General features: G+C 43.7%; 21 protein-coding genes. 14 read left to right on the top strand and 7 right to left on the bottom strand.

All coding sequences use genetic code 11. From position 1 onward, the window contains the following. Nucleotides 1-25 precede the first annotated feature (25 nt). From C170_RS25790 to C170_RS25780, 3 genes are all read left to right on the top strand, one after another. On the top strand, nucleotides 26-1,711 hold the full coding sequence (locus C170_RS25790) for a hypothetical protein (protein ID WP_036615668.1): 1,686 nt from the start codon (nucleotides 26-28) through the stop codon (nucleotides 1,709-1,711). A 72-nt stretch (nucleotides 1,712-1,783) separates the two neighbouring features. Further along, the gene (locus C170_RS25785; RefSeq protein WP_051447402.1) at nucleotides 1,784-3,499 is read left to right on the top strand and encodes a discoidin domain-containing protein; all 1,716 of its coding nucleotides are present in this window, start codon (nucleotides 1,784-1,786) and stop codon (nucleotides 3,497-3,499) included. 30 nt (nucleotides 3,500-3,529) lie between these two features. Then, entirely contained in the window at nucleotides 3,530-4,471 is a 942-nt protein-coding gene (locus tag C170_RS25780) for a family 43 glycosylhydrolase (RefSeq protein WP_051447401.1), read from the top strand. Between the two features lie 78 nt (nucleotides 4,472-4,549). On the opposite strand, the gene C170_RS25775 is transcribed toward C170_RS25780, so the two are convergent. The 3 genes from C170_RS25775 to pdxR form a co-directional block, all read right to left on the bottom strand. After that, nucleotides 4,550-5,077, bottom strand: a complete 528-nt coding sequence (locus tag C170_RS25775) for a DinB family protein (protein ID WP_036615666.1) — start codon at nucleotides 5,075-5,077, stop codon at nucleotides 4,550-4,552. Nucleotides 5,078-5,226: 149 nt separating this feature from the next. Then, nucleotides 5,227-7,248 (bottom strand): ATP-dependent DNA helicase, encoded by a 2,022-nt coding sequence (locus C170_RS25770; RefSeq protein ID WP_036615663.1) that lies wholly within the window; start codon nucleotides 7,246-7,248, stop codon nucleotides 5,227-5,229. Between the two features lie 60 nt (nucleotides 7,249-7,308). Further along, a complete protein-coding gene (pdxR, locus tag C170_RS25765) occupies nucleotides 7,309-8,799 on the bottom strand; it encodes a MocR-like pyridoxine biosynthesis transcription factor PdxR (protein ID WP_036615661.1) in 1,491 nt (496 codons plus the stop codon). Nucleotides 8,800-8,946: 147 nt separating this feature from the next. Between pdxR and pdxS the strand changes: the two genes are divergently transcribed. The 5 genes from pdxS to C170_RS25740 all read left to right on the top strand — a co-directional run bounded on the left by pdxS (nucleotide 8,947) and on the right by C170_RS25740 (nucleotide 14,148). Beyond that, a complete protein-coding gene (gene pdxS, locus C170_RS25760) occupies nucleotides 8,947-9,831 on the top strand; it encodes a pyridoxal 5'-phosphate synthase lyase subunit PdxS (RefSeq protein WP_200868523.1) in 885 nt (294 codons plus the stop codon). A gap of 242 nt (nucleotides 9,832-10,073) precedes the next feature. Then, complete coding sequence (locus C170_RS25755) at nucleotides 10,074-11,144, top strand: ABC transporter substrate-binding protein (protein ID WP_036615655.1); 1,071 nt, start codon at nucleotides 10,074-10,076, stop codon at nucleotides 11,142-11,144. A gap of 166 nt (nucleotides 11,145-11,310) precedes the next feature. Continuing rightward, a complete protein-coding gene (locus tag C170_RS25750; RefSeq protein WP_101313825.1) occupies nucleotides 11,311-12,159 on the top strand; it encodes a copper amine oxidase N-terminal domain-containing protein in 849 nt (282 codons plus the stop codon). A gap of 196 nt (nucleotides 12,160-12,355) precedes the next feature. Next, entirely contained in the window at nucleotides 12,356-13,015 is a 660-nt protein-coding gene (locus tag C170_RS25745; RefSeq protein ID WP_036615649.1) for a TetR/AcrR family transcriptional regulator, read from the top strand. Beyond that, nucleotides 13,012-14,148 carry an alpha/beta hydrolase gene (locus C170_RS25740; protein ID WP_036615646.1) on the top strand — a complete coding sequence of 379 codons (1,137 nt, stop codon included), beginning with the start codon at nucleotides 13,012-13,014 and terminating at the stop codon, nucleotides 14,146-14,148. The genes C170_RS25745 and C170_RS25740 overlap by 4 nt, the downstream gene beginning before the upstream one ends. Nucleotides 14,149-14,279: 131 nt before the next feature. Here the strand turns inward: C170_RS25740 and C170_RS25735 are convergent, their stop codons facing one another. After that, nucleotides 14,280-14,618 carry a cupin domain-containing protein gene (locus tag C170_RS25735; RefSeq protein ID WP_036615644.1) on the bottom strand — a complete coding sequence of 113 codons (339 nt, stop codon included), beginning with the start codon at nucleotides 14,616-14,618 and terminating at the stop codon, nucleotides 14,280-14,282. Nucleotides 14,619-14,697: 79 nt separating this feature from the next. Continuing rightward, nucleotides 14,698-15,525, bottom strand: coding sequence for an AraC family transcriptional regulator (locus tag C170_RS25730; protein ID WP_036615642.1), 828 nt, complete (start codon nucleotides 15,523-15,525; stop codon nucleotides 14,698-14,700). 203 nt (nucleotides 15,526-15,728) lie between these two features. On the opposite strand from C170_RS25730, the gene C170_RS25725 reads away from it, so the two are divergent. From C170_RS25725 to C170_RS25700, 6 genes are all read left to right on the top strand, one after another. Further along, nucleotides 15,729-17,198 carry a sensor histidine kinase gene (locus C170_RS25725; RefSeq protein WP_036615639.1) on the top strand — a complete coding sequence of 490 codons (1,470 nt, stop codon included), beginning with the start codon at nucleotides 15,729-15,731 and terminating at the stop codon, nucleotides 17,196-17,198. A gap of 6 nt (nucleotides 17,199-17,204) precedes the next feature. Then, a complete protein-coding gene (locus tag C170_RS25720) occupies nucleotides 17,205-17,897 on the top strand; it encodes a response regulator transcription factor (protein ID WP_036615636.1) in 693 nt (230 codons plus the stop codon). 119 nt (nucleotides 17,898-18,016) lie between these two features. Then, nucleotides 18,017-19,525: an S-layer homology domain-containing protein gene (locus C170_RS25715; RefSeq protein ID WP_036615634.1), complete on the top strand. Its 1,509-nt coding sequence runs from the start codon at nucleotides 18,017-18,019 to the stop codon at nucleotides 19,523-19,525. Between the two features lie 10 nt (nucleotides 19,526-19,535). Further along, a complete protein-coding gene (locus C170_RS25710; RefSeq protein WP_036615632.1) occupies nucleotides 19,536-20,240 on the top strand; it encodes an ankyrin repeat domain-containing protein in 705 nt (234 codons plus the stop codon). A 312-nt stretch (nucleotides 20,241-20,552) separates the two neighbouring features. Then, nucleotides 20,553-21,266: a beta-glucanase gene (gene bglS / locus C170_RS25705; protein WP_036615630.1), complete on the top strand. Its 714-nt coding sequence runs from the start codon at nucleotides 20,553-20,555 to the stop codon at nucleotides 21,264-21,266. Nucleotides 21,267-21,493: 227 nt separating this feature from the next. Further along, nucleotides 21,494-23,140: an extracellular solute-binding protein gene (locus C170_RS25700; protein WP_051447411.1), complete on the top strand. Its 1,647-nt coding sequence runs from the start codon at nucleotides 21,494-21,496 to the stop codon at nucleotides 23,138-23,140. Nucleotides 23,141-23,293: 153 nt separating this feature from the next. On the opposite strand, the gene C170_RS25695 is transcribed toward C170_RS25700, so the two are convergent. Both C170_RS25695 and C170_RS25690 read right to left on the bottom strand, forming a co-directional pair. Next, entirely contained in the window at nucleotides 23,294-24,934 is a 1,641-nt protein-coding gene (locus tag C170_RS25695; RefSeq protein WP_036615627.1) for a response regulator, read from the bottom strand. Between the two features lie 11 nt (nucleotides 24,935-24,945). Further along, nucleotides 24,946-26,655, bottom strand: a complete 1,710-nt coding sequence (locus tag C170_RS25690; RefSeq protein WP_036615626.1) for a sensor histidine kinase — start codon at nucleotides 26,653-26,655, stop codon at nucleotides 24,946-24,948. Nucleotides 26,656-26,763: the final 108 nt, after the last annotated feature.

The raw sequence follows: 26,763 nt of genomic DNA, 5'->3' as shown, positions 1-26,763 counted from the left end.
GTATGAGTGAAGGGGGCATGTTTCCATGAAGAAAAGAACTGATTTATGGAAAATGGTAAGTATGGTTATGCTGTCGGCTGTTCTTATGGCTGGCTGTAGCAAAGGGGAGAGTGCTTCCGAGACCGCACCGGCATCGGTGCTTAAGGACGGAAAATATGACCCACCGTTTACAATTACCATCGCCAAACAACAGGATGAAAATGCTGGAAAGTACATCAACGGTGAGACGTTGAATGACAATGTATTGACCCGTTGGGGCGAACAAAACCTGGGTATCAAAATCCAAACCACCCTGCTGGGAGGTGATGCTTCACAATATAATACCAAGCTGCGGCTGGCACTGACGGGTTCCGAGAAACTACCAGACGTTCTGCCTGTCTATGATACCATGCTGGTCAATGATCTGATCGAGTCGGGGCAGGTCAAGGAGATTACAGAAGACATCTCAACCTACATGCCTGACCGGATAAAAGAAATATACAAACAATACCCAACCACCTTCAATCCAGTGGTTAGGGAGGGTAAGGTCTACGGAATGGCGATCGCGCCGAATTTGACGGAAGGCGAAGTCATGTTGATCCGCCAGGACTGGTTGGACAGATTGAATTTGAAAGCGCCAACAACGATTGATGAGTTTGAACAAGTCATCGCGGCGTTCACTAATGAGGACCCAGATGGGAACGGCAAGAAAGACACATACGGCTTTACTTTTTCAGGTAAAGATTCCTACAACACGGGCTGGGTCAGCGATCCAGTCATGATATTCAGCGCATACACGGGCAAACATCTTCCAAGGCAATGGCATAACGACAATGGCAAACTCACCTATGGATCTGTGGCTCCTGGCAACAAAGAGGCACTTGCCAAGTTACGCGATTGGTATGCACAAGGGTACTTGAACAAAGAATTGGCCACCCAAGGTGCCTGGGATGCACTGTCTGATTTTACGGAGGGGAAAGCTGGTATCATCATTGGTCGTCCTTGGCTGTACGACAGTGTGAAGGACGTAGAGAAAAATGTGGAGGGTGCAAAAATCAGCGCTTATCCGACCATTCAAGGTGTGAACGGTGATAAGACCTACCAATCCGCCCAGTTGAACGATGGTATGTTCATGTTTAACAAGGATTTTCAGAACATGGAAGCCTTCTTCCTGTACTACGATAAAATGTACGACGCAGCGTTCAGCACGGGAGAGTTCAAATACGGCTACGCTCAAGGATACGATTACGATATCGTTAACGATGAAGTCACTTTTGATCCAACGAAATTCAATACGCCATTAGAGGCTGTGCAGGGTGTTGGGAAAATGGCATTTACCAAAAATACACCGAGTGTTGATGGCCCCGGCCAATCCTACTACGATCTGGCGAATGGGGTTAAAGCCGACACGGGTGTCCTCATTCAGAGCGCCTCGAAGGATCAAACGACGCAGGACGGATACCGGATTTCGTATGAAAACAGAGATGTTTTACTGCCAAATGAGTTTAACGGTCCACCAACGCCAACGATGCAAAATGTGTGGGAACAGTTGACCACCATGGAACAAGAGACGTTCACCAAAATCATATATGGCAATGAGCCGCTTGAAGTATTTGATACCTTTGTGAAACAGTGGCATGAAAAAGGCGGAGACACCGTGATCGAAGAAGTTAATGAATGGTACAACCAAGCCAGCGAGACGGATGTAATGACACTGATGAATTTGAAATAAAATCTAGTTTCACCTGAACCAGCCTTCCGGCAACAGGAAGGTTGGTCTTCTAAAAAAAGGAGATGATGAGACATGATCAAAGGTAAATCGTGGATGGCTATCGTCATTGCATTGATGTTGTTAACAGTTCATTTAACGTCCTCAGCTCAAACCGTTCACGCTGCTGGTGAAGAGACCCATGTTGCTGCAACATTGTTTGTGCTAAAGAATGAATCCGAAGTATCCAATGCCAAAATCCATTGGGCACCTGTCCAGGGAACTACTGCATACGAGTTATATAGATCCGAGAACAATGAGCCCTATGATTTATTACAGACCCTAACCGGTACAACGACGGATGATTATGACCTCAACATAGGTAGTACGTACAAATACCAAGTGAAGGCATATGGCGGAACTTCCTTGTTAACCTCCGCTGTCTCGCCAGAATATACCCCTTACAGCCTTCCAGAAAACCTCACAACTTTTGATAACACAACGCAATCAACGCTTATGCTCCCGAATGAACTTAAAGTGGGAGACACCTACTACAGATTCAATTTCGTGCAAAAGTCATCAGGCGGTTTTGGCGAAATGATTCAACAGACGTCAACGGATGACATCACCTACGGTAACGACAAAGTGGTCCTGTCCTACACGGATCATCCCGATCTGGCCAACTCTAAATTTGAAGGGATCAATATCCTATATCACGCGCCCACGAACAAATTTGTTTTTTGGGCTCACTATGAGAACAGTACAGACTACACACTTGCCAGAGTATCGGTGGCTTCGGCCACGCCTGGAGAAGACTTTACATTTCACAAAAGCTTTCGACCGGAAGGGAACCAATCCCGGGATATCTCCATTTTCAAAGATGATGATGATTCGGCGTATCTGATCTCTACGGCCAATAATAATTCGGACACCATCTTATATAAGTTAACCTCCGATTGGTTGGATGTGGATCATCAAGTTTCTGTTATTTATCAAAATCAACACAGGGAACTGCCCAAGATGATCAAAAAAGATGGCATTTATTATTTGTTCTCTTCCCAAGCGGCAGGTTGGTATCCGAGTATACCCTTGTATTCATCAGCAACAAGCATAGACGGAGATTGGTCTGAATTGCGGACGATTGGCAACACGTCAACCTTCTCGGCGCAGTCGGGTTCCGTCATGCGGGTGAAGCCAAATACGGGCAACAACGTGGTTATGGTTGCGTATCGCTGGATGTTCGGCTGGGCAGGTACGCAAAATGGAACAACAGAGGAACGACTGCTTCCCGTTTGGTTCTCTGATGGTTACGCATTTTATGATTATTTTGATCAAGTCCTGTACAACACAAGCGATGATGTTGTCGTTCCCGTTCAGAATGGAAAACTGCTGTCACAAGGTAAACCGGCAACAGCCCAAACGGTTACTGGAACAAATCCGGCAAGTTATGCTAATGATGGCAACTATCAAACCGAATGGGTAGGCACAGGCAGTTCCTGGCCACATTGGTGGAAGGTCGATCTCGGCTCTGTTCAACAGTTGAATAATGTGCAAATCTCCTGGTGGATGCAAAAAGGCTCCGAAGGTTATTACAAATACAAAATCGAGACCAGTACGGATAATATAAACTGGACCGTGGCATTGGATCGAACTAATAATACATCTTACGGTTTCACATCAGATACGCTATCGAGCACTGCTGCCAGGTATGTACGAATTAATATGCAAAATGCGGCACTTCATAACAACCCCAACAATTGGTACACGCCAAGACTATGGGAAGTGAAGGTATTTGGATCGGACACCAATTAACGATGTTCTTAAAAGAAGAGAGGTAACGGTGTGAATAATCAATTAACCAATGGTGGCATCTGGAATGATTCAAGCGGTAATCCAATCCATGCTCATGGTGGACATATGTTATTCCATGATGACTATTATTACTGGTATGGCGAAGATCGGAGAGACGATATATATGTGAGTTGTTACCGTTCCAAAGATCTATTCAACTGGGAGTTTCGAAACCATATCTTGACCACCTCTACACCAGCTGCACCCATTCGAGTTCGGACGAATCTGGCATTAGTGAACGATAAAGGTGGAAAAGTAAATCTCGAACGGCCTAAAGTGCTTTTCAACGCGGTGACCAAAAAGTTTGTACTCTGGGCTCACTATGAGAATGGTAACAATTACAACGATGCCGCATGCGCCATTGCCACATCGGATTCTCCGGATAGTCATTTCGTGTATCATGGCAGCTTTAATCCGTACGGGTATATGTCGCGTGACTGCACGCTCTTTCAGGACGAAGACGGGGCAACGTATTTTATTTCAGCTGCCAGAGACAATGCAGACCTGCACATCTATCGTCTGCAGGAAGATTACCTTAATGTCGAAAGTCTTATCGGAAAGGTGTGGCAGGGGGAGTATCGGGAGGCGCCAGCCGTCTTCAAACGGAAAGGGAAGTATTATATGGTGACCTCATTTTGCACGGGTTGGGCTCCCAATCAAGGGAAATACGCGATGGCTAATACGATGGATGGTCCATGGGGGATGCTCAGCGATTTTGGCGATGAAACGACGTACCAAACGCAACCAGCGTTTGTGCTGAAACGATCAGCGGAGGAGTATCTGTATTTTGCAGATCGCTGGAACGGATCGGATTATTTTCAGTCCAGCTATGTGGTACTGCCCATTGAATTCAATGGGGACATTCCGATTCTAAATGATTATTCCACATTATCTTTGCGAGAGGACGCACATCGGATTCATTTTGAACGATAATTTGAACGATAAAACGACTGATGAGAAAAGACTTTGATCCTACAGCGAATGCAGGTTCAAAGTCTTTTTGGATGAATTTTATAATTTCAAATCCAACGAATAGCGATCGCGAAGTACTGAACAATGGTGGAGCTCATGTCCAGCCATAACAAATGCAATCGATCGAGCTGAAGCAGTGTTATCACTGACGATCCCTCTACAGAGCCATGCTTCCGGGGTGAGGCGACGAAGCATAAGAATGGTTGAGCGGCGTGTGACGGCATATTCTTCGCTCAAATCGGCCAGGGTATACGCATTGAAAGGGTGGGTCTGCATAAGCACGTCCTGGTCGTAGCCGGGATGATTCGCTTGCTCACCTCTGGCGATGCGAAGCAATCGGCTGCTCATGATGCGTTCGTTATCCAAAAGGTGACCGATGACCTCTTTCACGCTCCATTTGCCTTCGGCGTACCGATAATTTGCTTGCTCCTCTGTCAATGAAGAGAGCAAAGTTGGTATGATATTGGCTTGCAGCTCTAAGCGTTCGATGATGTTCCCTTCAGGAACAAGCTGGATGTACCCTTTATAATAAGCTGCATATTCCTCTGTAGTTGGTCTTTCAACCATAGTAATGCCTCCTTTGGGATTCGTAGATCTGGAATATATTGTAGCATAAATCTTACTTCCAGCATTTAAATTGGCCCTTCCGCTTGATAGGTGGAAGGGCTGCTTCATGTAATTTAGGCAGTTTTTCAAGGTTACGTGTTATTCCACTTCTAATCCGTACGTCGTATTCCTTTATTTTGGACAAACTTCTCCAAAACCGCAAAATCCTCTGTCAGTTTTTTGAACGGTAACGTGTCCAGCACCTGTTCCCGATAACTCTTTTTGGCCGCTACGCTGAGACGAGAGTCAAGTATGCTGAGTATGCCGAGGTCCGTTTCACTTCGAATCAAACGACCCGTTCCTTGCCGTAACCGAAGAAGCATGTCCGGTACAAATACCTCCATGAACGAATTCTCCGTTACAGATGCCTTATATTCATATACAGGATCCGATGGAACAGGGAAGGGCAGACGGAAAATAATGACCTGCGACAGGTCAGACCCCTCGATATTCACGCCTTCCCAGAATACACCAGTACCCAGGAGGACACCTTTGCTTTTCCTGAAATCGGCGATGACACTGTCCTGTGATGATCCCTCTTTTTGAACATGGAGTGCCCACGTATATTCATTAGCCCTTGAGATCAACTTTTTGTGAATGTATTTCATGTCCTCTTTTGCTGAAAAAAGGACGATTGTTCTTCCTTGAGTTAGATTACAGAGTTGAACCAATTCCTTATAAGCTGCTTCAAGATAGATTTCGCGCTGGTCATGTTGGTAATATGGAATTTTGTTCGAAATGTACATCGTGGCATGGTTGGTGTAGTCAAAAGGGGAGGGTTGGCGCTCTAAGAAATCTCCCTTATAACCAAGGGAGTGCGTCATATAAGAATATTGTTCCTCCAGCGTATCCCCGCCTTGGCACAGCGTTGCTGATGTTAGGATTACAGGTACCTTACCATTAAATAAAGCGTATTTCAGAAATTGGCTTATATCTTTGGGACAGATGCTGATTGTGGTTACTCTAAGGGGGCTGCTTGCCCATAAAAGATAGTTGTCCTCAATTTCAGATAAGACACGAATGAGGGTAATAAGCCCGTTGATGGCTTCAAAAGCGTCATCGATCTCCCGCTCGTGGCGTGAGGTCAAAATGGAAAGTCGCAGACTGAGATCTTTTAAATCGTTTAAGACTTGGTTTAACGGTATTCCTTTGATTTCCGACACTTTGATTCGGTCGTTATCCTGCTTGGCATGGTGGAGCAGATCCGCGTTTACCTGTTTGAAGATGCGCTCAGCGCAGTTTTTGATGAACTTGGATTGTGAGAAGAGACTTTTATCCCCGGACTGCTTCGTTAGAAGCTGCACCGTGTTATCCAGAATGCGGCAGATTCCCCGATAAGTGAACTCGAGTGTTCTGGCATCCCGAACTTTTGCTTCCAGATTATGCGCTTCATCAATGACGATCAGAGCAGGCTGTTCTGAGATGATGCTCTTGGTTCCTTCTTTTTTCTTCATCAAATCTCGTATGAGCAAGTCCTGGTTCACGATAATAAAATCAATCTCGTGAGCTTTTGCATTTAATTTCGCTCTCATATCGTAAAACAAACATGCAGTTTTATGATGACAACGTTCAAATTTGCAATCATTCACGGAAACGTGGGACCATTCGGCATCACTAACCCCAGCTTTAATATCGGCTCTTTCATCAATTTCATAATCTAATATGCGCTGCGCAAGGGTAGACACGGAGGAGTTTGCATCATCAAGATTGATCCATTCCGCTGCTCTACTTCGGCAGGCATACTGACCCATGCCTTTTCCCACGACGGAGCGAACCGTTGAGAATCCCAATCGACTACCAATAATCCTTAAATCTTTATGTATCTGTTCCGAGAGCTGAATGGAGGATGTCGCTATAATGACTGGTTTCTGAGACATTTGATTCGTGAGCAGACTTGGGATCAGGTACGCAAAAGACTTACCGATTCCGACACCAGCTTCAATCATGGCATTATGCCCATGGATATAAGCATCGGCGATATCGAGAGACATTTCTTGCTGTCCGATCCGCTCTCTAAGGCCAATTCGGGGGAACCGGTCATATATTCGGAAGATGGCGTTAACCAAAGAACGTTCGATTTCCTTGTCCGGTTCCTGCTTATTTATTTTATAAAGTTCATTTAACCAATTCATAACGATCGCCCCTCTTCCGAATGATGATCTTCTTGTACTACATTTTGGAGACGATTTACCTCACAATGCAGTTGTAACGGCATTTTTTAATCTGGATACGCCTTCCTGTAATTGTTCATCTGACAAATGTGCAAAAGACAAATAGATACCATACTTCGTACCAACAGACGTTGAACTGCTGACTTCTGAGTATACCACACCTTGTGACCGAGCTGATCCCCTAAAGGCCTCATAAGTGGTCACATTACCTCGCCACCAGCCAAACACGTGGAGACCCGCTTCATTCTCCACCCAATCAAACCATGTAGAGAGCTGCTTGTTCAAAAGTTTGAGTAACAGATGGAATTTCCGACTGTATAATCGATTCATTCTGCGCAGATGACGTTCATATTGACCACTTGTCATGAATGCAGCTAATGCCCGTTGTTCGATCAGGTTGACGGGTCTTGGCTCGTATAATGCCTGTGCCTTTCTAAAGGTATCTGCTAAGGTAGGGGGAAGAACCACATAACCAAGTCGTACTTCTAAAGGCAAGGTTTTGGTAAAGCTACCCAGGTAGATTACACGTCCTGCTTTATCGAGTGTTTTCAGTGGTTCAACATGCATTCCGCGATATCGGAATTCACTATCATAATCATCCTCAACAATCATGGCATCATTTCGCTGTGCCCAGTCCAGCAAGGTTTGTCTGCGTTCCAGACTGAGCATTTCACCAGTAGGAAATTGTCGTGACGGCGTGACAAACATCATACGTGCTTCCCAGTCCTGGGGCACAACGCCCTGACCATCGAGATTAGCTTCAATCAACTTTGCACCCGCAGCCAATATGGCTTTAGAAATCCCGACATAACAAGGACTCTCTGTCACTACATAATCCCCAGGATCTGCAAGTAATTGAGTGAGTAGAGCTATAGCTTGCATGGAGCCTGCAGTTACTGCAATATGATCCGGATCAACTTGAATGCCCCGCATCCTCCGAAGATAGGCAGCAATGGCTTCTCTCAATTTCGGATCCCCGGTTGAACTAACCATGGCAGAGGTTGTTTTCAGGTGATGCTCACGCTGCCTTATCTCTGCATACAATCGATTATTCCATTCATCGTAAGGAAACTTGGAGAAATCAGGTTGATATTTGCTAAAGTCGATCACTTCGTCGCTATTCATTCTGGAATCAAGTGTATGAGCATTGGACGGTGTATTTGTTTGAATCGACTGCTGTTCAAACTGCTGAATACGATTTCCCCAGGCGGATAAGTGATGCGTACAAGCTTTCTCGGTGGATGCATCATTGCTTAAGTCCAACTGATAAGCAACAAAGGTTCCTCTTCCATGCTCTGAATGAATGTAACCTTGAGCAGTCAACGTATCATAGACCTGATTCACGGTTCCTCTGGAAATGTGATACGTCGCGGCTAACTCTCGAGTAGAGGGTAACTTCTCGCCATGTATAAGATTACCTTCATGAATTGCATCACGAATGGCATGATAGAGGGCCTTCATCTTGGTATATTTTCGGTTCAAATATGAACTGTAAGCTACATGAAATTGCATAGGACCTCCAGAGTTATCATTGAAGTGGTACAATAAAAACCAAAAATATTGGATCTTTTTATATGACCATTCTCATTCTATACTAAATCATAGATTAGAGCGATGCCTTTATTGAAAACCACCCAAAAGTTACTTAGGAGGATTACAATCATGCAAACAGGTACAGATCGTGTAAAAAGAGGAATGGCTGAGATGCAAAAAGGTGGCGTCATCATGGACGTTATGAATGCAGAGCAAGCTAAAATTGCTGAGGCGGCAGGGGCAACAGCTGTTATGGCTCTTGAACGGGTACCTTCCGATATTCGCGCTGCTGGCGGTGTAGCTCGTATGGCAGATCCAACCATCGTTGAAGAGGTTATGAAGGTTGTATCTATCCCAGTTATGGCCAAAGCACGTATCGGTCATTACATAGAAGCCAAAGTGCTTGAATCCCTAGGTGTGGACTATCTCGATGAAAGTGAAGTTCTTACGCCTGCAGACGAAGTGTTCCATATCGATAAACATGAGTTTACTGTACCATTTGTATGTGGAGCCAAAGATTTGGGAGAAGCTCTTCGCCGTATTGGTGAGGGTGCATCGATGATTCGTACAAAAGGTGAGCCTGGAACGGGCAACATTGTTGAGGCAGTTCGTCATATGCGTCTAATTAACAGCCAGCTCCGCAAAGTGCAAAATATGTCCAAAGACGAGCTGTACGCTGAAGCCAAAAATCTGGGTGTAGCTTATGAGTTGCTGCGCGAAGTTCATGAAAATGGAAAACTTCCTGTCGTTAACTTTGCAGCAGGCGGTGTAGCTACTCCGGCGGACGCAGCATTAATGATGCACCTGGGAGCAGACGGTGTGTTTGTAGGATCAGGTATTTTCAAATCTGATAGCCCTGAGAAATTCGCTCGTGCAATCGTTGAAGCTACAACACATTACACCGATTACAAACTGATTGCTGAAGTATCCAAAAACTTGGGCGCCCCGATGAAAGGGATCGAAATTTCTAAATTGGCTCCAGAAGATCGCATGTCCAACCGCGGTTGGTAAGAGCAGATAGAGCAACTGGAGTATGAATAGTGTCAAGCAAAGCCGATCATAAATTGGATCGGCTTTTTTGTTATTGTTGACGAAAGCAATAGAAAAAAACGGAGAGGAGAATGTCCTATTTTCATCAATTGAGAATGATTATAATTATCATTTACGAGATTCGACATTTGCTGTATACTGACAATAACTATTTTACATAATGCATAAATAGAAAATTAAGGATTCAAAAGGGAGAGAATTAAATGTCTACACACTTTAAAAAAGGAATGTTATTTTGTTTTATTGCTGCACTTGTTGTTGTACTTGCAGCCTGCTCCAATAATAGTGATGGTAGCGATCAGGCAAACAATAACTCGCAACAAGCAGCGAAAAATGTTGCAACAGATGAGAAGACATCGGATGCAGAGACTTCAGCACCTGCTGAAACAACTTACCCGGTAACCGTTTCAAATTATACAACAGAGAACGGCACATGGGTGAAGAAGGATCAAACGTTTGACAAGGCACCTGAACGAGTAGTTGCCAATACCCAAGGTGCAGCCGAGCTGATGATTCGCCTTGGTTTGACAGACAAACTTGTAGGTGTAGCTGCGTTGTTTGGTAGTGTACCTGAAGATATTGCTGACGAGTTTAAACAAATTCCTGTGCTTGCTGAAGGCTATGTAGGTAAGGAAGTGACGATAGGGGCTACGCCTGACCTGGTTGTAGGGCGTGGTGGATTGTTTGAGGATGCGGACTGGGGTGTTGGTACAGTAAGCAGCTTGAATGATATGGGGATTAAAACGTACGTACAAAGCACCAGTGTTCCTGATGCATCGTTAGATAGTCTGTATCAGGATATTACTGAATTAGGTGAGATATTCAACGTACAAGCCAATGCAGCGGCATATATTGAGACGCTTAAAGCACGCGAGAATGCCTTGTCGGCCCGAGCTAGCTCTGAAACGATCAACTATGCATCATTTTCGGATAATGGTGATGGAACCATTGGAATTTACAACGGAAATGGTGATACGTTTATTGAAAGTGCAATGTCATTAATCAATATGCATAATATGCTGATTAATGAAACTGGCACACTCAGTCTGGAGAAGTTAATCGAGATTAATCCAGATGCAATGATTATTTCGAGGTATGCAGGTGGTATTGATCCAGAAGAAACGATTAAAAAGCTGCTTGCCAACAAGCAGGTGCAAAACATTAACGCAGTTAAAAACAAAAAAATCTACATTATCGATTTCAACAACTTCTGGGGTTACGGGGATTCCATCTTCACAGGTGTTGAAGGACTCGCTGATGATCTCGAGTTGTAATGAAGCCAAGGACAAAAACATAGTACCATTAAAAGTCGCTATTTTAGCGGCTTTTTTTGTTTATCAGGGACCGAATTCCTGTCTAAAGCTGATCAAACTTTTATTGGAACATAACGTTACTATTGTAAGATTAAAAATTACATGAAGTGGGTGAATCGCTGTGAGAATGAAGCATTTGAAAAAAGTAGTTGTCGTTGCATTAGTGATGTCGGTGTTATTACCATTGGGGGCGCAAAAATCTGAAGCAGCATCCAAATATGTTGATTTGGAAATTCAGTGGGCAGACGGTCGTATTAACCATGTTCAGACGTTAATCAAGGATGGAGTCACTTACGGAAGTTTTTTCTCACTCGGTATTAAGGCAGGCCTAGTGTGGGGGATGGAAGATGATAATACGGCCGTACTGAAGAGCAGTCAGAAGCATATTGTTGTGCACTTGGGAAGCAGCATTGCCGAGGTAGATGGTCAAAAAGTAGATATGGGCACAGAACCTGTGTCGTATATTAGTCACCTTTATGTACCCATTAGATTTCTTGCATCTGCTTTGGACGGGGAAGTGACTCATCAAGATATGAAAACGAACAAGGTAACCGTGACTGGATTGAGCAATTATACTGATACTTTTTATGGCAGCAACATGGGTTACACCTATGTCATTCGCACTGCAAAAGGAGACCTTGAGATTACGAATGCTTCTACTGGACAAAAGAGTTTGATACCCTTAGGGATCAAGGACATGAATGTGAATACTCATGATCTTAAAATAAATTTCAAGAGGAGTCCCCAAAATCTACTTATTGTCATCATTGAACACACTAATCGAAAAACGGAAGACTACGATCTTTACACCTTGGTATTCAAAAATAAAGGTCTGATTCGCAAATCCATTGCTCACGGGGTAACGGACCAGCAGGAAATTTTGAATTCAGATAGTACCATTCAACTCATCGATGACAACAGTATACGTATTATTGAAGATGGAAGTGGTAAAGTACTTGAAGTCCTTTCTCGTTGAATAGATATCTGATCCGATATTCATGAATTTCATCCCTCACCAACTGATTTTAATACAAACATCTCAAAGAGCCGCTGATCAGAGTGATCAGCGGCTCTTGCATATTTCTTCCCGAATCTTTTCAAAACTAGTTGACTTGTGAATGTATTATCAGTATAGTGTGAATCAGTTCACACTTCATATTAAGGAGTAATCTATGCCAAAAAATACTTTCTTTCGTTTAGACAAAGCAAGGCGCGAGGAAATATCGAATAGCGCTATGCAGCTTTTTGTTAATAACCTTTACGAGGATATAACTATGAAGATGGTTTTGGATAGTTTGTCCATGCATCCCGGAACATTTTATCGGTATTTTGAAGACAAAGATGACCTTTATTGTCAATTAATACGTAATGTAACCCAGAAAAGAGCTGCATATTTTAATAACAGTAGTGAAGATTCCCTTTACAGCTATTTCCTTACTGGCTTATTAGGTAACGTTAATGGCATGGTGACCGAGCCACTGAATGAGTTGGAAATCAAACTGACTAAAACATTTTCATATATTCCTGAGGACATTTTGCTGAAAGTATATGTGAATGTGTTAAAGGGCGAGTCATTCCCCATGATCAAGGACATTTTACGCCGAATGAGGGTTGATGGATATCTCCGACCGGATGTTGACGACGACCTGATTTCTTTTATGTTTGAGTCAATGCAGCTTAATTTAATCTTGTTTTTTAGAGAATTCGATATTAAGGACTCTAAGCTGCAACATAAGATCAGCAAATACTTTGCTGAATTTATGGGCCATGGACTGCTTGAAGATCATAAATATTCTGAAATGGTTAGCGATCTCAAGGGGGAAAGAAAATGAAAACCTATAATGCATTTCCAGAACCAATTGGCGGCCATACTGTCGGTCGAACCCAGATGGATTTTGAGTACACGGCATCAGATTACTCCAAAAGAGAACTGACCGCTTTTGTGTATTATCCGTCCGACAGTAGCGAAGGTAAGACTACATCAACGTACATGTTTCCTGAAGTCTACGAGATGTTTAATGACCAGCCACTTGTCACCGCGTTGAAGGATGTTTTCTCTATAGATATCAAGACCCAGTGTTACGACGACCTTGCTCTCTCCGGGAAGGAAAAGCGCTATCCGGTGTTATTCTATGTATGCGGTGGAGGCGGTTCTCCAGAATGGGGTACAGTACTCTGTACAGACTTGGCAAGCATGGGGTATGTTGTGGTAAGCATCGGCCATCAGAATAGTACGATGTATAAACGTAAAGATGGGCGACTGTTTAATGTATCAAAGGGTTTTTCGGATGTCATTACAGCCTTTGGTGAAGATCCGGAGATGCTGGCGTTGGCTGGTAAGATGGAGATGCGACCTGACGATGAAGCTGCCATTGAGATGTGCCGTAACGTGCTTGCACTACCGATACTTTCCAAGTTAACAGAGTATAGTGAATTACAGGCAGAAGATGTGAGGTATGTAGCCGATTATCTTTACAAACTGGACTCTGGAGAGCTGAATTCCATCTTTAAGGGCAGATTGTTGCTTGACATCGGCATGGGTATAGTCGGACATTCTTATGGAGGGCCTACCACGGCGATGGTTTGCCGGGATGACGACCGGTTCGCCTGCGGGATTGGTTTGGATAGCAGTGCGTTTGGACTTCTTGACAGCGATCTTAAGAAACCCTTCTTGTTCCTGTTTTGTGAACCTAACTATAATATGAATGCGGTTATTGGCGCTAACAATAGCATGGAAACCTATTATTTCTCAGTTGATCGTGTTGCACATTTGGATTACTGTGACATCGTGTTTACCAGTGTTAATAAGGAACACAGAGGCGAACGGGATGCTATGGAGATGCGAAATCTTGTTACAGACTATGCGAAGAACTTTTTTGATCATTACATACTGCAGAAGGCAGCAAGTGTGGAAAGCCTGGCATACGATGGTGTGGAATTGATCAGGAAGACCAGCAACAAGTGACATAACTGAGAGATTGCTGATTAATGCATGTCAAAGAGCTAGCCGTACAGACGCAGAGCCGATAACCTCTATTACGCGGTTATCGGCTCTCTGATATTGCAAATTGACAACCTGGTTCTAATAACTGACGTTTATTCGGCCTTAGTCCTGCCAGTGTTTACTTCGCTTCCAGGCTCCATCAACATGATATGACATTCCTTTTCGGCGGAAGGTTTGATCTCGACTCCCTTAGGGACAATATACATCTCGCCCTTGGAAATCTTCACTTGCCCATCACGAAAATCAATAATCATTTCTCCTTCGAGCACAAAAAATAACTTATCAGTCTCCTCATGAACATGCCACTCAAAATCTCCAGCAATCTTAACGATCTTAAATTGATAGTCATTCATTTCACCAATGAGTTTTGGAGACCAAAGATCGTTTAATTTCGAAAACTCCTTATTCAAATGAATAGCTTCATAGTGCATCGTAATTCCTCCTGTCTATTAAACCTCTATGTTCAGTATACTGATCTAAGCTTTGGTATAACATGGATGCCTATTGAAATCAGGATGGATTATTGATGAACTTCAGACGATACTCCGTAGGAGAAATTCCACATTGTTTCTTAAACACTCTGCTAAAATAAAAGGGGTCAGCAATGCCAACGGTCTCAGCAATCTGTTGTACAGACGCATCACTTGCCAATAACATTTGCTGTGCCATGTTTATACGATATTTCAATACATATTCTGCTGGACCCATACCTGCATGTCTTCTAAACACGTAGGAAAGTCGATTTCGATTAACATTATTTTGTTCTGCAAGCGATGCGACAGTCAGACTTTGATCATAGTGTTCTTGGATATAGGTAGAGACCCGTTCGAATAAAGTATCTGATTCACAACTATTTTGCCTATGATCAACACATATTAAGGTCTCGTTCAGTACATCGCGAAACAGCATCTCGGTCTGAAACTTTGAAATACCTCCACGCTGGTTATACACATGCCAAAGACGCGTGATTAATTCGATCAGACGTGGGGACTGACCCGTTGATAATTCAAAATGCTGATGAGAAAAGCTTGTCTCTTCGAGGTCCGAACTACATATCCGGTATAAAACGAGGATGTATTCCCAGTCCGTTCTATGAAACACGGTTTGATCCAGTTTCATTTTCGCGCCCCCATGTACAACTTTTCCTGGTGAAAAAATATAGGGCGTACCATCAAATTGAAATTGTATTTTTCCTGTAAGAGGAAATACAAATCCAGGAAAAGAATCGGTATAGTCAGCCTGGGGAACCCCTGGATTTCTAGCATATCGATATACTCCTTCAACTTGAAAAGGAATGTGTGCAAAATGCGCTGCTAACTGATTAACGTCTACTTTCACATTACGTACCTCATTTCAAAAGTGTTTGCCGGTCATTCTAAGATAAATCGTTGTGCACCTTACTCCAACATTATTGATAACGATTATCACTGTCAACATATATAATGAAAAAGAAAGCTCTTTTTTACATATGGGCAATAGAATCCATCTTGTGTTAACATGTGCACTAACTAATCCAATTGTTTGCTTGAGAAGGGGAACCCATGTCAATCCGAATAAAAATGCTGCTGTCCTTCACGGGCATGCTTGTTATAAGTCTACTGTTCATCCTGCTTACGGCAAGTCTGTATACGATTGCGGCTACAGGGGATCTACAGAGTTTCCGCGATATTTACAAGGTACATTATCAGATCAACCCCCTGACTGAACAGGGAGAATCGATCTTTCAAGAGATGAAGTTTCTGGCCAAAAATGACCCGGATGACCTGCAGAACAAGGTTTTGCTGCGTGAATATGATATGAAGCTTCGAGCTGAGAAGTCAGGGCTCTACATCAGACGAGAGAATAGTCAGATCTTCGAATCACTGACCTTCAACCAGCCAGAACTGAAGCAAGCACTTCCTGCCTATGATCTTAACAATTATCAGATTCGGAGCACCTTCAATATTGGTGAGCGATTTTACGCGTATGCAAAATTTGATTTTCAATATTCAGACGGGGAACGGGGGAGTATCTTTGTCATTCGTGAGAGAAGTCCCTTTGCGGAGCTTACTCGCAAGTTGCTGCCTGTGATGTCATTCCTGCTTATTGGCGTCCTCATCATTGCAAATCTGCTCTTGTTCCGCTGGATCACGCGCAGCTTCATTAAACCATTGAATCAACTGCGAAGTTCAGCCGAACATATTAAGGATGGCAATCTATCCTTTAAACTTCAGCTAAACTCCAATGACGAGGTTGGTCAACTCAGCGAAGCGTTTGAGAGCATGCGGAATCAATTACAGCTCTCCTATGCGTTACGTCAGCAGGACGAAGTGAACCGCAAAGAGCTTATCTCCAACATTTCGCATGATCTCCGTACGCCGATTACCAATATCAAAGGGTATATTGAGGGTATTCGTGACGGCGTGGCTAATACTCCGGAGAAAATGGAGAGTTACGTTAATATCATTCACTCCAAAGCAGTTAGCATGGATAAGCTGGTGGATGAACTGTTTTTGTATTCCAAGCTCGACTTGAACCAAGAGCCTTTCCTGTTCAAGACAGTTGATCTCGCTGATTTCCTTGAAGATAGCATCGAAGAGCTGAGATATGATCTGGAGGATAAAGGTGTTGCACTGGAATGGAATAACCAGGTGTCTGGTCCCGCTATGGCTGCTGTGGATCCGGAGAAGTTAAAACGTACCGTTGTTAATGTGGTGGATAATGCACTCAAATACATGGAGAATGAACACAAACGATTCGAGATTACACTTCAAGCTGATGAGAAATGGATTACGATGGGCTTTAAAGATAATGGCAGGGGAATACCCGAAGAGGCACTGCCTTATATATTTGAACGCTTCTATCGTGCAGAACAATCCCGCAATTCTTCAACGGGCGGAAGTGGGCTCGGGCTAGCAATTGCCCGCCAAATCATTGATGGACATGGGGGCTTCATCTGGGCTGAAAGCCAGCCCAATGATGGCACGAGTATATATATCAAACTGAAACGGCTGAATGAAGAGAGGGATTAATAAGTAATGGCAAACATTTTGATCATTGAAGACGAAACAACGATTGCGGAACTGGAACGGGATTATTTTGAGCTCAACGGATTTTCCGTGGATCTCTGCCATACTGGAGATGAAGGTCTGAAGCAGGCACTGGAGGGGGACTATAATCTGATCATTGTTGATCTGATGCTTCCGGGACTTGACGGATTCGAATGTTGCAGGCGCATTCGCGAGGTAAAAGAGGTGCCCATCCTTGTCGTTTCCGCAAAAAAGGAAGAAATCGATAAGATCCGGACATTTAATCTGGGAGTGGATGATTTTATTACAAAACCGTTTAGCCCAAGTGAGTTGGTTGCACGAGCAAAGGCTCATTTGACCCGATACGAGAGACTACTTGGCAAAAACAAACCAACTGAGCAGGATGAAATCCACATTCGCGGGCTTCACATTGATAAAGGATCACGGCGCGTTTTTGTTAATGGAGAAGAGGTGGCGATTACAACCAAGGAGTTCGAGTTACTTGTATTTCTTGCGAGTCATCCCAACCGTGTATTTAGCAAATCCGATCTGTTCGAGCGGATCTGGGGCATGGATTCCACCGGAGACATTGCAACGGTTACTGTCCATATTCGCAAACTGCGCGGCAAGCTGGAGACAGACCCCAAAAATCCGGAGTATATTGAAACCGTCTGGGGTGCAGGTTACCGGTTTACTGCATAAGTTTCGTGAAAATTTAGAGCCAGTTTATATTTTGTTAATAACTTTAGCCTTGGGAGTTTCTTTTTGTCCTCTATTCTATAGATACAGGCAACTACAACCTATAGAGGAGGAATTCAACCATGAATTCTACAACCCGCAAAATCGCTACATTTCTAACCATAACTGCATTAGGTACAGCAGTGTTCCCGTTAACTGCGAATCAAGTACATGCAGCTACATACGTTACTAACATTGCGGCAACAACCACACAGCTTAATCAACAACAGATTGAAGCTGCTATCAAGGATCTCAATAGCTTGGGGATCATGAACGGGTATGCAGATCAATCTATGGGTGAACATCGAGCAATTACCCGTGCGGAGTTAGCTTCATTGGTTTTCAAAACGTTTAATTTGGAGAGCAAGACGGGAGAAACCGTAGAATTGACGGATGTGAATCCGAATGCATGGTATGCGCCATATGCGTCAAAGCTTGTTGAACTCGGCATCATGCAAACGAATGATGGACAATTCAAACCGCAAACTCAAGTGTCGGATGCTGAACTCGAACAGGTCGTATCCAAAGCGATGCAACGTGATGTAAAGTCCGTTCACCATTGGATGAGCGAGTTCTACTCCGAGAACGGTACAGCAACGCGCGGCGAAACAGCAGTGCTGTTGCAAACTGCACACCAAGCTATTCCTTCGGAGCAAGCTCAAATCAAGAGCGTTAGATCACTGAATGCCATTACGTTAATTGTAACTTTTGACAAGCCGCTGACAGCAGCGAATGAAGCTTTTGCCAAGGCACAAACGGACTTTGCGTTTAGTGGCGGGTTGACGTTAACCAATATGCCCCGTTTGAAAACAGGGTCAATCGCGACTTACATCGTTCCAACGTCCGTACAAGATGCTAGTGAAGTGTACAACCTGACTTACAAAGGCCAAGACGCTGGTTCCTTTGAAGGCAGTGGTACGAAAATAAACATGACAACGGTTAGTCAAGTAACGAATGATGCATTCGAGATTGAAGCATTGCAAGTGAACAGTGTCGTGGATTATGGTTACATCATTTCGGCTTACAGTGGTGGTCGAGGAGCTAATGCATTTGTGCTGAATGATCAAGAGCAAGCAGGAGGCAAAACGTATCAGATCATCTCTTCCATGCAGGCAAGACAAGTTGTAATTACGCCAGAAGGTGGCGAGCCTATCGTTGCCAGATATGTTCCGTTCACGCAATCCACAGATGGCAAACAAGAACCGAAGTTCCGTTTGCCTGAGGGACAAACGCTGAAATCAGGTGTCACATATACGGTTTCTTCGGATTGGGCCAACATCGAAAATGCTTCATTTACGGCGAAATCGTTTGATCCACTAGTGGTTGCAAGTGCTCAAGCAGTGAGCGAAACCTCCATTGAAGTCACACTTGACCAGGACCCTGGGGATGAACTGTTATCTGGTCGAAGTGTAACGTTAACTTCACCTAGCGGGGATGTTCTGACGGCCACTTATAAATATTCAAGTCGAAAAGGTGCGACGGGTGTATTCGACCTAACAAATGATGGAAAGTTGACTCCGGGTACTACGTATACAATAAACCCAGTTGGGGATTGGAGTATCGCTTCTTCGGTCACCTTGACACTGGAGTAAAGGAGGCAGTATGAGTAAATCGCTGATCATCGTTGTCCTAATAAGCAGTATGTTGATCGTTCAAGGCTGCGTGCCTGAAATGAGAAACGACTCCAACGTGGAGGAAAAGGCCTTGACTTCAGCAGATGAACAGCTATTCAAAGCAGTAGAGGACAGCGATACTGAACGCATCGAACAAATGATTCAAGCAGGTGCCAATATCAATGCTCAAGATCAGAGTGGACGAACCGCTACAATGATTGCAACCTACAATAATGATCCAACATCGGCTAAAGTGTTAATTGAAGCGGGGGCAGATGTGAATATACAGGACGATATGAAAAATACCCCGTTTCTGTATGCTGGCGCTGAAGGATACTTGGATATTTTGAAGCTGACAATCGAGGCGGGAGCGGACCCAGCGATAACGAATCGATATGGAGGGACAGCACTTATTCCAGCTTCGGAGCATGGATATGTGGATGTAGTGCAAGAACTACTGACTCAAACTTCGGTGGATGTGGACCATGTGAATCAATTGGGATGGACAGCACTACTCGAAGCGATCATTCTTAACGATGGCAATGCTCGGCAGCAGGAGACGATACAATTACTCATTGACCACGGAGCAGACGTAAACATATCGGACCGTGATGGGGTGTCACCACTCAGTCATGCGAAGAATAATGGCTTCAAAGAAATTGAAGACATTTTGGTACGAGCTGGTGCGAAATAGAACCCTTTTAGGGTGAATAAAGAAACAAACATGTTGAGATATATGTAAAAATGGTTTTCATGGAGCGCCTGATTCCTTCTATGCTGAAGGGCAGGCGCTTCATTCAATCCATCTTACGTGTATGAAACTGGCATAGTCTTAACATAACATGATTAGATACAAGAACGAAGATCTTAAAAATTGAATATCTCTGCTTTAAAGTTTGCTATAGTTTACCACCATGCTTCCGGATAAAATGGAAATACCAACCATGTAAGCGCTATCTATTATTGCGCTGATTATACATGTTGGAATCATTCATGGAGGTGTATGATGAAGAGGAAGTCTTGGTATACTTTGGCGGTAACTGGTGTCATCTCTTTGTTTTTTTCGGTAAGCGCTTTCGCGGGTTATGTGTTCTGGGAACCTCTAACCTATTTTAACGCAAGTACGTGGCAAAAAGCGGATGGGTATTCCAATGGGAACATGTTTAACTGTACGTGGAGGGCTAACAATGTTAATTTTACAAGTGACGGCAAGCTTAAGCTTGGTTTGACCAGCTCTGCACAGAACAAGTTTGATTGCGGAGAGTATCGTACCACGAATACGTATGGGTACGGCTTGTATGAAGTCAGTATGAAACCTGCCAAGAACACAGGTGTAGTTTCCTCATTTTTCACATACACAGGTCCTGCACATGGCACCCAATGGGATGAGATTGATATCGAATTTTTAGGAAAAGACACAACCAAAGTTCAGTTTAATTATTATACCAATGGGGTTGGTAATCATGAGAAGATTATCAATCTAGGGTTTGATGCATCCCAGGGCTTCCATACGTACGCATTTGACTGGCAGCCGGGACATATCAAATGGTATGTTGATGGTGTATTGAAACATACGGCAACCAGCAATATTCCTAAAACACCCGGAAAAATCATGATGAACCTGTGGAATGGAACAGGAGTAGATAGCTGGCTCGGTCCTTATAATGGGGCTAATCCGCTCTATGCAGAGTACGATTGGGTCAAATATACGAGTAATTAAGCAGACTGAAGCAGCCGTTAGCGGCTGCTTTTTTCTATATTCTGGCATTGTATTTATTCAATATATGTATTCAATATCCAATATCCTAAATTAATGCAATAAATGTTGCAATATTAGTATGGGCATAAATATCAAAAATTCATTATGATTAACTTGTAAGCAACATTACATAGACTGGGGGAACGAAGTTGGACACAAGTAAAAAGAGACGAGTAGGCAGTTTGGTCATGATCGGTGTATTGGCCCTATCTGCAGCCTTGAGTGGGTGTAGTAACGGGAGCGATAAGAAAACAGAATCGAGTACACCAGCGACAACGTTGGAGCTCAAAAATGGGAAGTATGATCCACCAGTATCCATTACGTATTTACGACCATGGGGTCCAGACGTGAAGTTTAAGTCAGGCGAGGATCAGGATAACAACGTCCATACAAAATGGGCCAAGGAGAAACTCGGAATTGAGTTAAAAAACCAGTGGATATCTCCATCCACCAATAATGCATTTGAGACAAAACTGCGTCTATCGCTTGCTTCCAATGCGGACATGCCGGACATTATTTCGTATCGCGGCGAATTCAATCTGGTGCGTGAATTGATTGAGTCCGGAAAATTTGTCGATGCGGGCGAGTTGTTTGACAAATATGCCAGCGACACATGGAAAGCAGCCGTAAACGAAGATCCTTCCGTATGGTATCCATACATGCAAGATGGCAAAAAGATCGGTATTCCGATTCTGGACTATTCCTATAATGGTGATCCTGTCATGTGGATCCGTGAAGACTGGATGAAGAAATTCAATCTGGAAGCACCTAAAACGATAGATGATCTTGAAGTCATTATGGAAACGTTTACGAATCAAGATCCGGATGGCAATGGGAAGCAGGACACTTACGGACTCACCATTGGCTTCAAGAACTGGCTGAACACATGGATGTCTGAAGCTGGGTGGGTATTTGGCGCTTATGGTACAATGCCAAACCAATGGAATCTGACGGCGGACGGAAAACTTGAATACGGTTCCGTTACACCTGGTGCGAAACAGGCTTTGGCCAAATTACAGAGCTGGATGAGCAAAGGGTATATCCCGGAAGAAGCCGGCGTGTATGACGAGACAAAAGCAGCTGAAGAATTTACTGCCGGAAAAGCAGGTATTGTGGTGGGTCCACACTGGATGCCATCCTGGCCGCTGGAGGATGTGAAGAAAAACAATCCTGAGGCTGAATACAAAGCGTATCCAATTCCTTCCGGTCCAAACGGTCAAGCAGGAAGACATGGTACGTCGAACGGAAATGGCGTAGTTCTAATTAACAAAGACATGAAAAATCCGGAAGCCTTTTTCACCTATCAGAACTATCTCTTTGATCACTATGCAAATCCTAAAGAGGGCGATGAGTTTGAGCATGGATTTGCGGAAGGATACGATTGGGTTATGGTAGATGGGAAACCATCAACCGATGCAAGTCTTACGGGGGGTTATGCTCCCGAGAAGTACACGTTGACTTTTGATGGAGCGCGTATTCCCAATCTAAGTATGACAACACTTGCCAAGCTGGCAAGCGGTGAAGAAGCAACTACACCATTTGAGAAAAAAATCAAATCAGGTGTACCAGTACCTATGCTTGATGCAGCCAAGATTGTTTTGGATCAAAAGGATATCGTGTTCAATCAAATGTTTACCGGTGCACCTTCAATGACGATGCAGATGAACAATGACATTTTGACAAAGATGGAGAAAGACACCTTCTCTCAAATTGTGTATGGCAAAACCTCTGTGGACGCGTTCGACTCATTTGTTGAGAAGTGGAAGTCTTCAGGTGGAGATCAGATTACGAAAGAAGTTAACGAGTGGTATGATTCCGTGAAAAGCGGAAAATAGGATGACAAAGGGCTGGCTGAAATGATTCATCCCGGCCACATAAGCACCAAAAAGGCATTGCAGGAGAAGATCTCCGGCAATGCCTTTTTGTATTTGATATGGAGAAGGGGAAACCGGAGAGATTACTAGAACGTCAAGTCTGGCCTGAGTATCTTAAACCGGCAGATTTTCCCGATATTCTTGCGGTGTAAGATCATAAAATTTCTTGAAAACTCGAATGAAATATGCGGTATTGTTGTAACCGACAAGTTCTGCAATCTCAAACACTTTGGCAGTTGATGTTCGCAAATGATAGGCTGCTTTCTCCATTCTTAACCGGTACACATAGGCAGTAAGTGCTTCACCTGTCTCCGCCTTGTATACCTTGGACAAGTACACTGGATGCAGATGCACATGGTCAGCAATTGCAGGCAGTGATACATCACCAGCCAGATGAAGGTCGACAAAACTTTTGACGCTGCGCACAATGGTGCTGTGATTGTCTCTAAGCTCTTGTTCAGCATCATCTCGTATGTAATGAAGTGTACGCACGGACCAGTCCTGTAGCTGCTGTGCAGTGGAATAGCTGGGAGCTTGAAAGTAACGATAGGACTCTGCTGGAATCAAAGAAGAGATTTGTTTGCCATTTTTATGAATGATGTACGCAAACGCGCCCGCTATAGCAAAATACACCTCAAAGGTTGACTCGGCAATATCATGATGTTCATTGGAATGCAGCAGTTCCGCAAAAATGTGTTCGATTTTCTGTTCCACATCCTCAAAGCGACCAGCTTCGAGCAGGCTAATCAACGTTGGTGGCTGATACAGCGACCTGATCGTATGTAGAGGGTTGGCATCCGTTTCATCGGAAGCGGTGACAAACAAACCTTGCACCTGACCCATCCGTTTACGCATGGACATAACCGTTCGCTCATAGAGTTCTCCAATTTCGTGGGGAAACTTGCCCCAACTGGAGACAGAAATGGAGATAGCACCTTTCAAGTATAACTGAACATTGGTTTGAATCTGGGCAGCATACTGCTCAAGCAATGTCTGAGGCGTCTCGCTCCTGCTATAACTCATCGTTGTGGAATGTTTCATGCTTACCAGAACAACAATGTAATCGTGCACGTCACGTGTATGCCAGATATGAAAATGATTATGCATCACTTCACTTATAATATTACATATCGCATATTCCATTAGGGCTAGGTCGCCGTGTGCCATATCGGATAGATGTTTCTCCATACGGATAATCAACATGCCGAGATCTTCTCCTACGGAGTAGGGAAGCTCCAGCAGATCAAGCTTGTCTGCCAGCGTCTTCTGATCATAGACTTTTCCAGTCAGCAACTCATGCAGCATCGTGGATTGAAGCAATGGCAGATGATCCTGAAAGGCGTGTAAGGCTCTTTGATGAGATGCTGCGGTTTCCCACTTTTCTTTAATTCGATGAACAAGACGTTGCACGGATTCGATCAGATCTTCATCACTAACGGGTTTCAGTAAGTAATCAAAGCTTTCCTGCGCAATGGCCTGTTTCGCATATTCAAAGTCGGCGTGACCTGATAACAGAATCGTCTGCACATGAGGCCACTTTTCATGAATCGCTGTAATCAGTGCAATGCCTGACATTTCGGGCATACGTATATCCGTAATTACAATGTCAATGTCGTGGTTGTCCATAATTTCCAGCGCTACTGCACCGGATAATGCTTCATGAACTGTACCGATCCCGCAGCTTTCCCACGGAATGGTCTCTGCCAGCGTTTCCACGACGGAACGTTCATCGTCAACTAATAATATTTGCAGCATGGGTCGTTCACCTACTTGTCTGTATTGTCGTGCCACGTGATGTTAACTTTAATCCCACCCATTGAAGAATGATCATAAGATAGTCCAGATCCTTCACCGTACAGAAAAGATAAACGCTGATGGACATTCCATGTACCACATCCCATATTCTCATCCAGCGGTTTAAGAAGATTATCTCTCAGATGATCAAGTTGTTTCTCAGACATGCCAAGCCCGCTGTCCTCCACGATAATTGTGTACACATCATCCTCGCAGTCCGCATAGATTTTAATCTCACCATCTACCGATTTGGGCTCCAGACCATGAATAATAGCGTTCTCAATAATAGGCTGGAGGGTTAGTCTGGGAACTGTTTTATCTAAAATATCATGGGGCACGTCGATTGTAAAATGCATTCGTTCCAGACGAAGTGACTGGATTTCCAAATAATTTTTGACCATCGTCAGTTCTTCACGAAGCGTGGCTTGATCCTTTTCGGACCTGGTTATGTATCGGTAATACTCTCCCAGATTCAGTGCCATGGCTACTACGGCCTTTTCATTTTTCATTCGGGCCATGTTCTTGATATAGAACAGACAGTTATATAGAAAATGCGGATTAATCTGCGATTGCAACTGTTTGAGCGTGGCTTCCCGACTTCTTAATTTCTCCTCATATACATTCTCGATTAATTCTTGAATTCGTTGAGCCATGATGTTGAAACGTGCAAATAACAAGCTGAACTCATTGCGTGCAGAATGATGAAGCCGAACGGAAAAGTCCCCGGTGGACAAGCGATTTGTCCCTTTCACCAACTGTAAGAGTGGAAGCTGCACACTTCGGTAGAGTGTATATAATACAACAACGCTCATCACGATCAGAACGGCAATTGAAGCGTAAAAAAGATTCCGGCTACTCGTAATCGGTTTCAAAATTTGCTGCATAGGCACATAGTCAATATAATACCAGCCGAGGCTCTTGGATTGAATGTAGGAGACGTAATATTCCGTTTTGTTCAACGTTGTACTGAAGCCACCGCTGGCCTGCAGTTTTGCTTCTTTCAGGGAAGGCAGAATTGCGTTCAAGGTCTCCTTTCCAGAACTATTGCTGATTAATCCATAATCGGGATGGAACATGAACGGGTCGCCTTTATTATTTAACTTGTTTTGATTAAGAAGTGCAGTTAAGTGATGAACTGGAAAACTGATTTTGGTAATCAATCTGGCTTTGCCAGGTCTCGCCATCGCTGTCGTTGGATCGGTAGTGTACCAGATAAACTGATTGTCAGCATAGGTCCAGGATTGCGAGAGAGGCTCCTTAAATTCATCATCCCTGTACGGAATGTAAGCATAATAATCCGTTGATATCACTTTTTGCATCCTTGGGAAGTATAGTGTGATGGTCGAATGCCATTTGCTTGCTGCGTTGTACAGATTCATTTTCTCCAGAATGGCACTTCCAACTTTCACACGTTCATAGGGAATGTCCTTGTAGTCGGGACGTTGATATTCCTGAATACTCGAATCTTGCCCAATAGACATCCCATACAATGACAGTTGGTAAATGTTGGATTCTACTGAATCAGCAAATGTCGAAAGATGATTCATCGTATTGTTCTGAATCTCGTGTTCGATAACACGCACGCTTTCCCGGTTCGAGTATGTATAGAGAAACAGCACCAGAATAAGCAGCATCACAAACAACAGTGTAATTTTGGTAAAGACATTCAAGCGTGTGAACAAAGTCCAACCTCCTTAATCTTATTAAAATATTGATATCGTTGTTGCAATATTAGGATATAGATCACAAATTTCCATTGCTATAATTTTAATATACAAGTTCACGATGAC

The sequence above is a fragment of the Paenibacillus sp. FSL H7-689 genome (assembly GCF_000517905.1).
GTDB lineage: Bacteria > Bacillota > Bacilli > Paenibacillales > Paenibacillaceae > Paenibacillus > Paenibacillus amylolyticus.
Note: the sequence above shows the minus strand (reverse complement) of the source record. Positions and strands in the feature narration are given on the sequence as shown.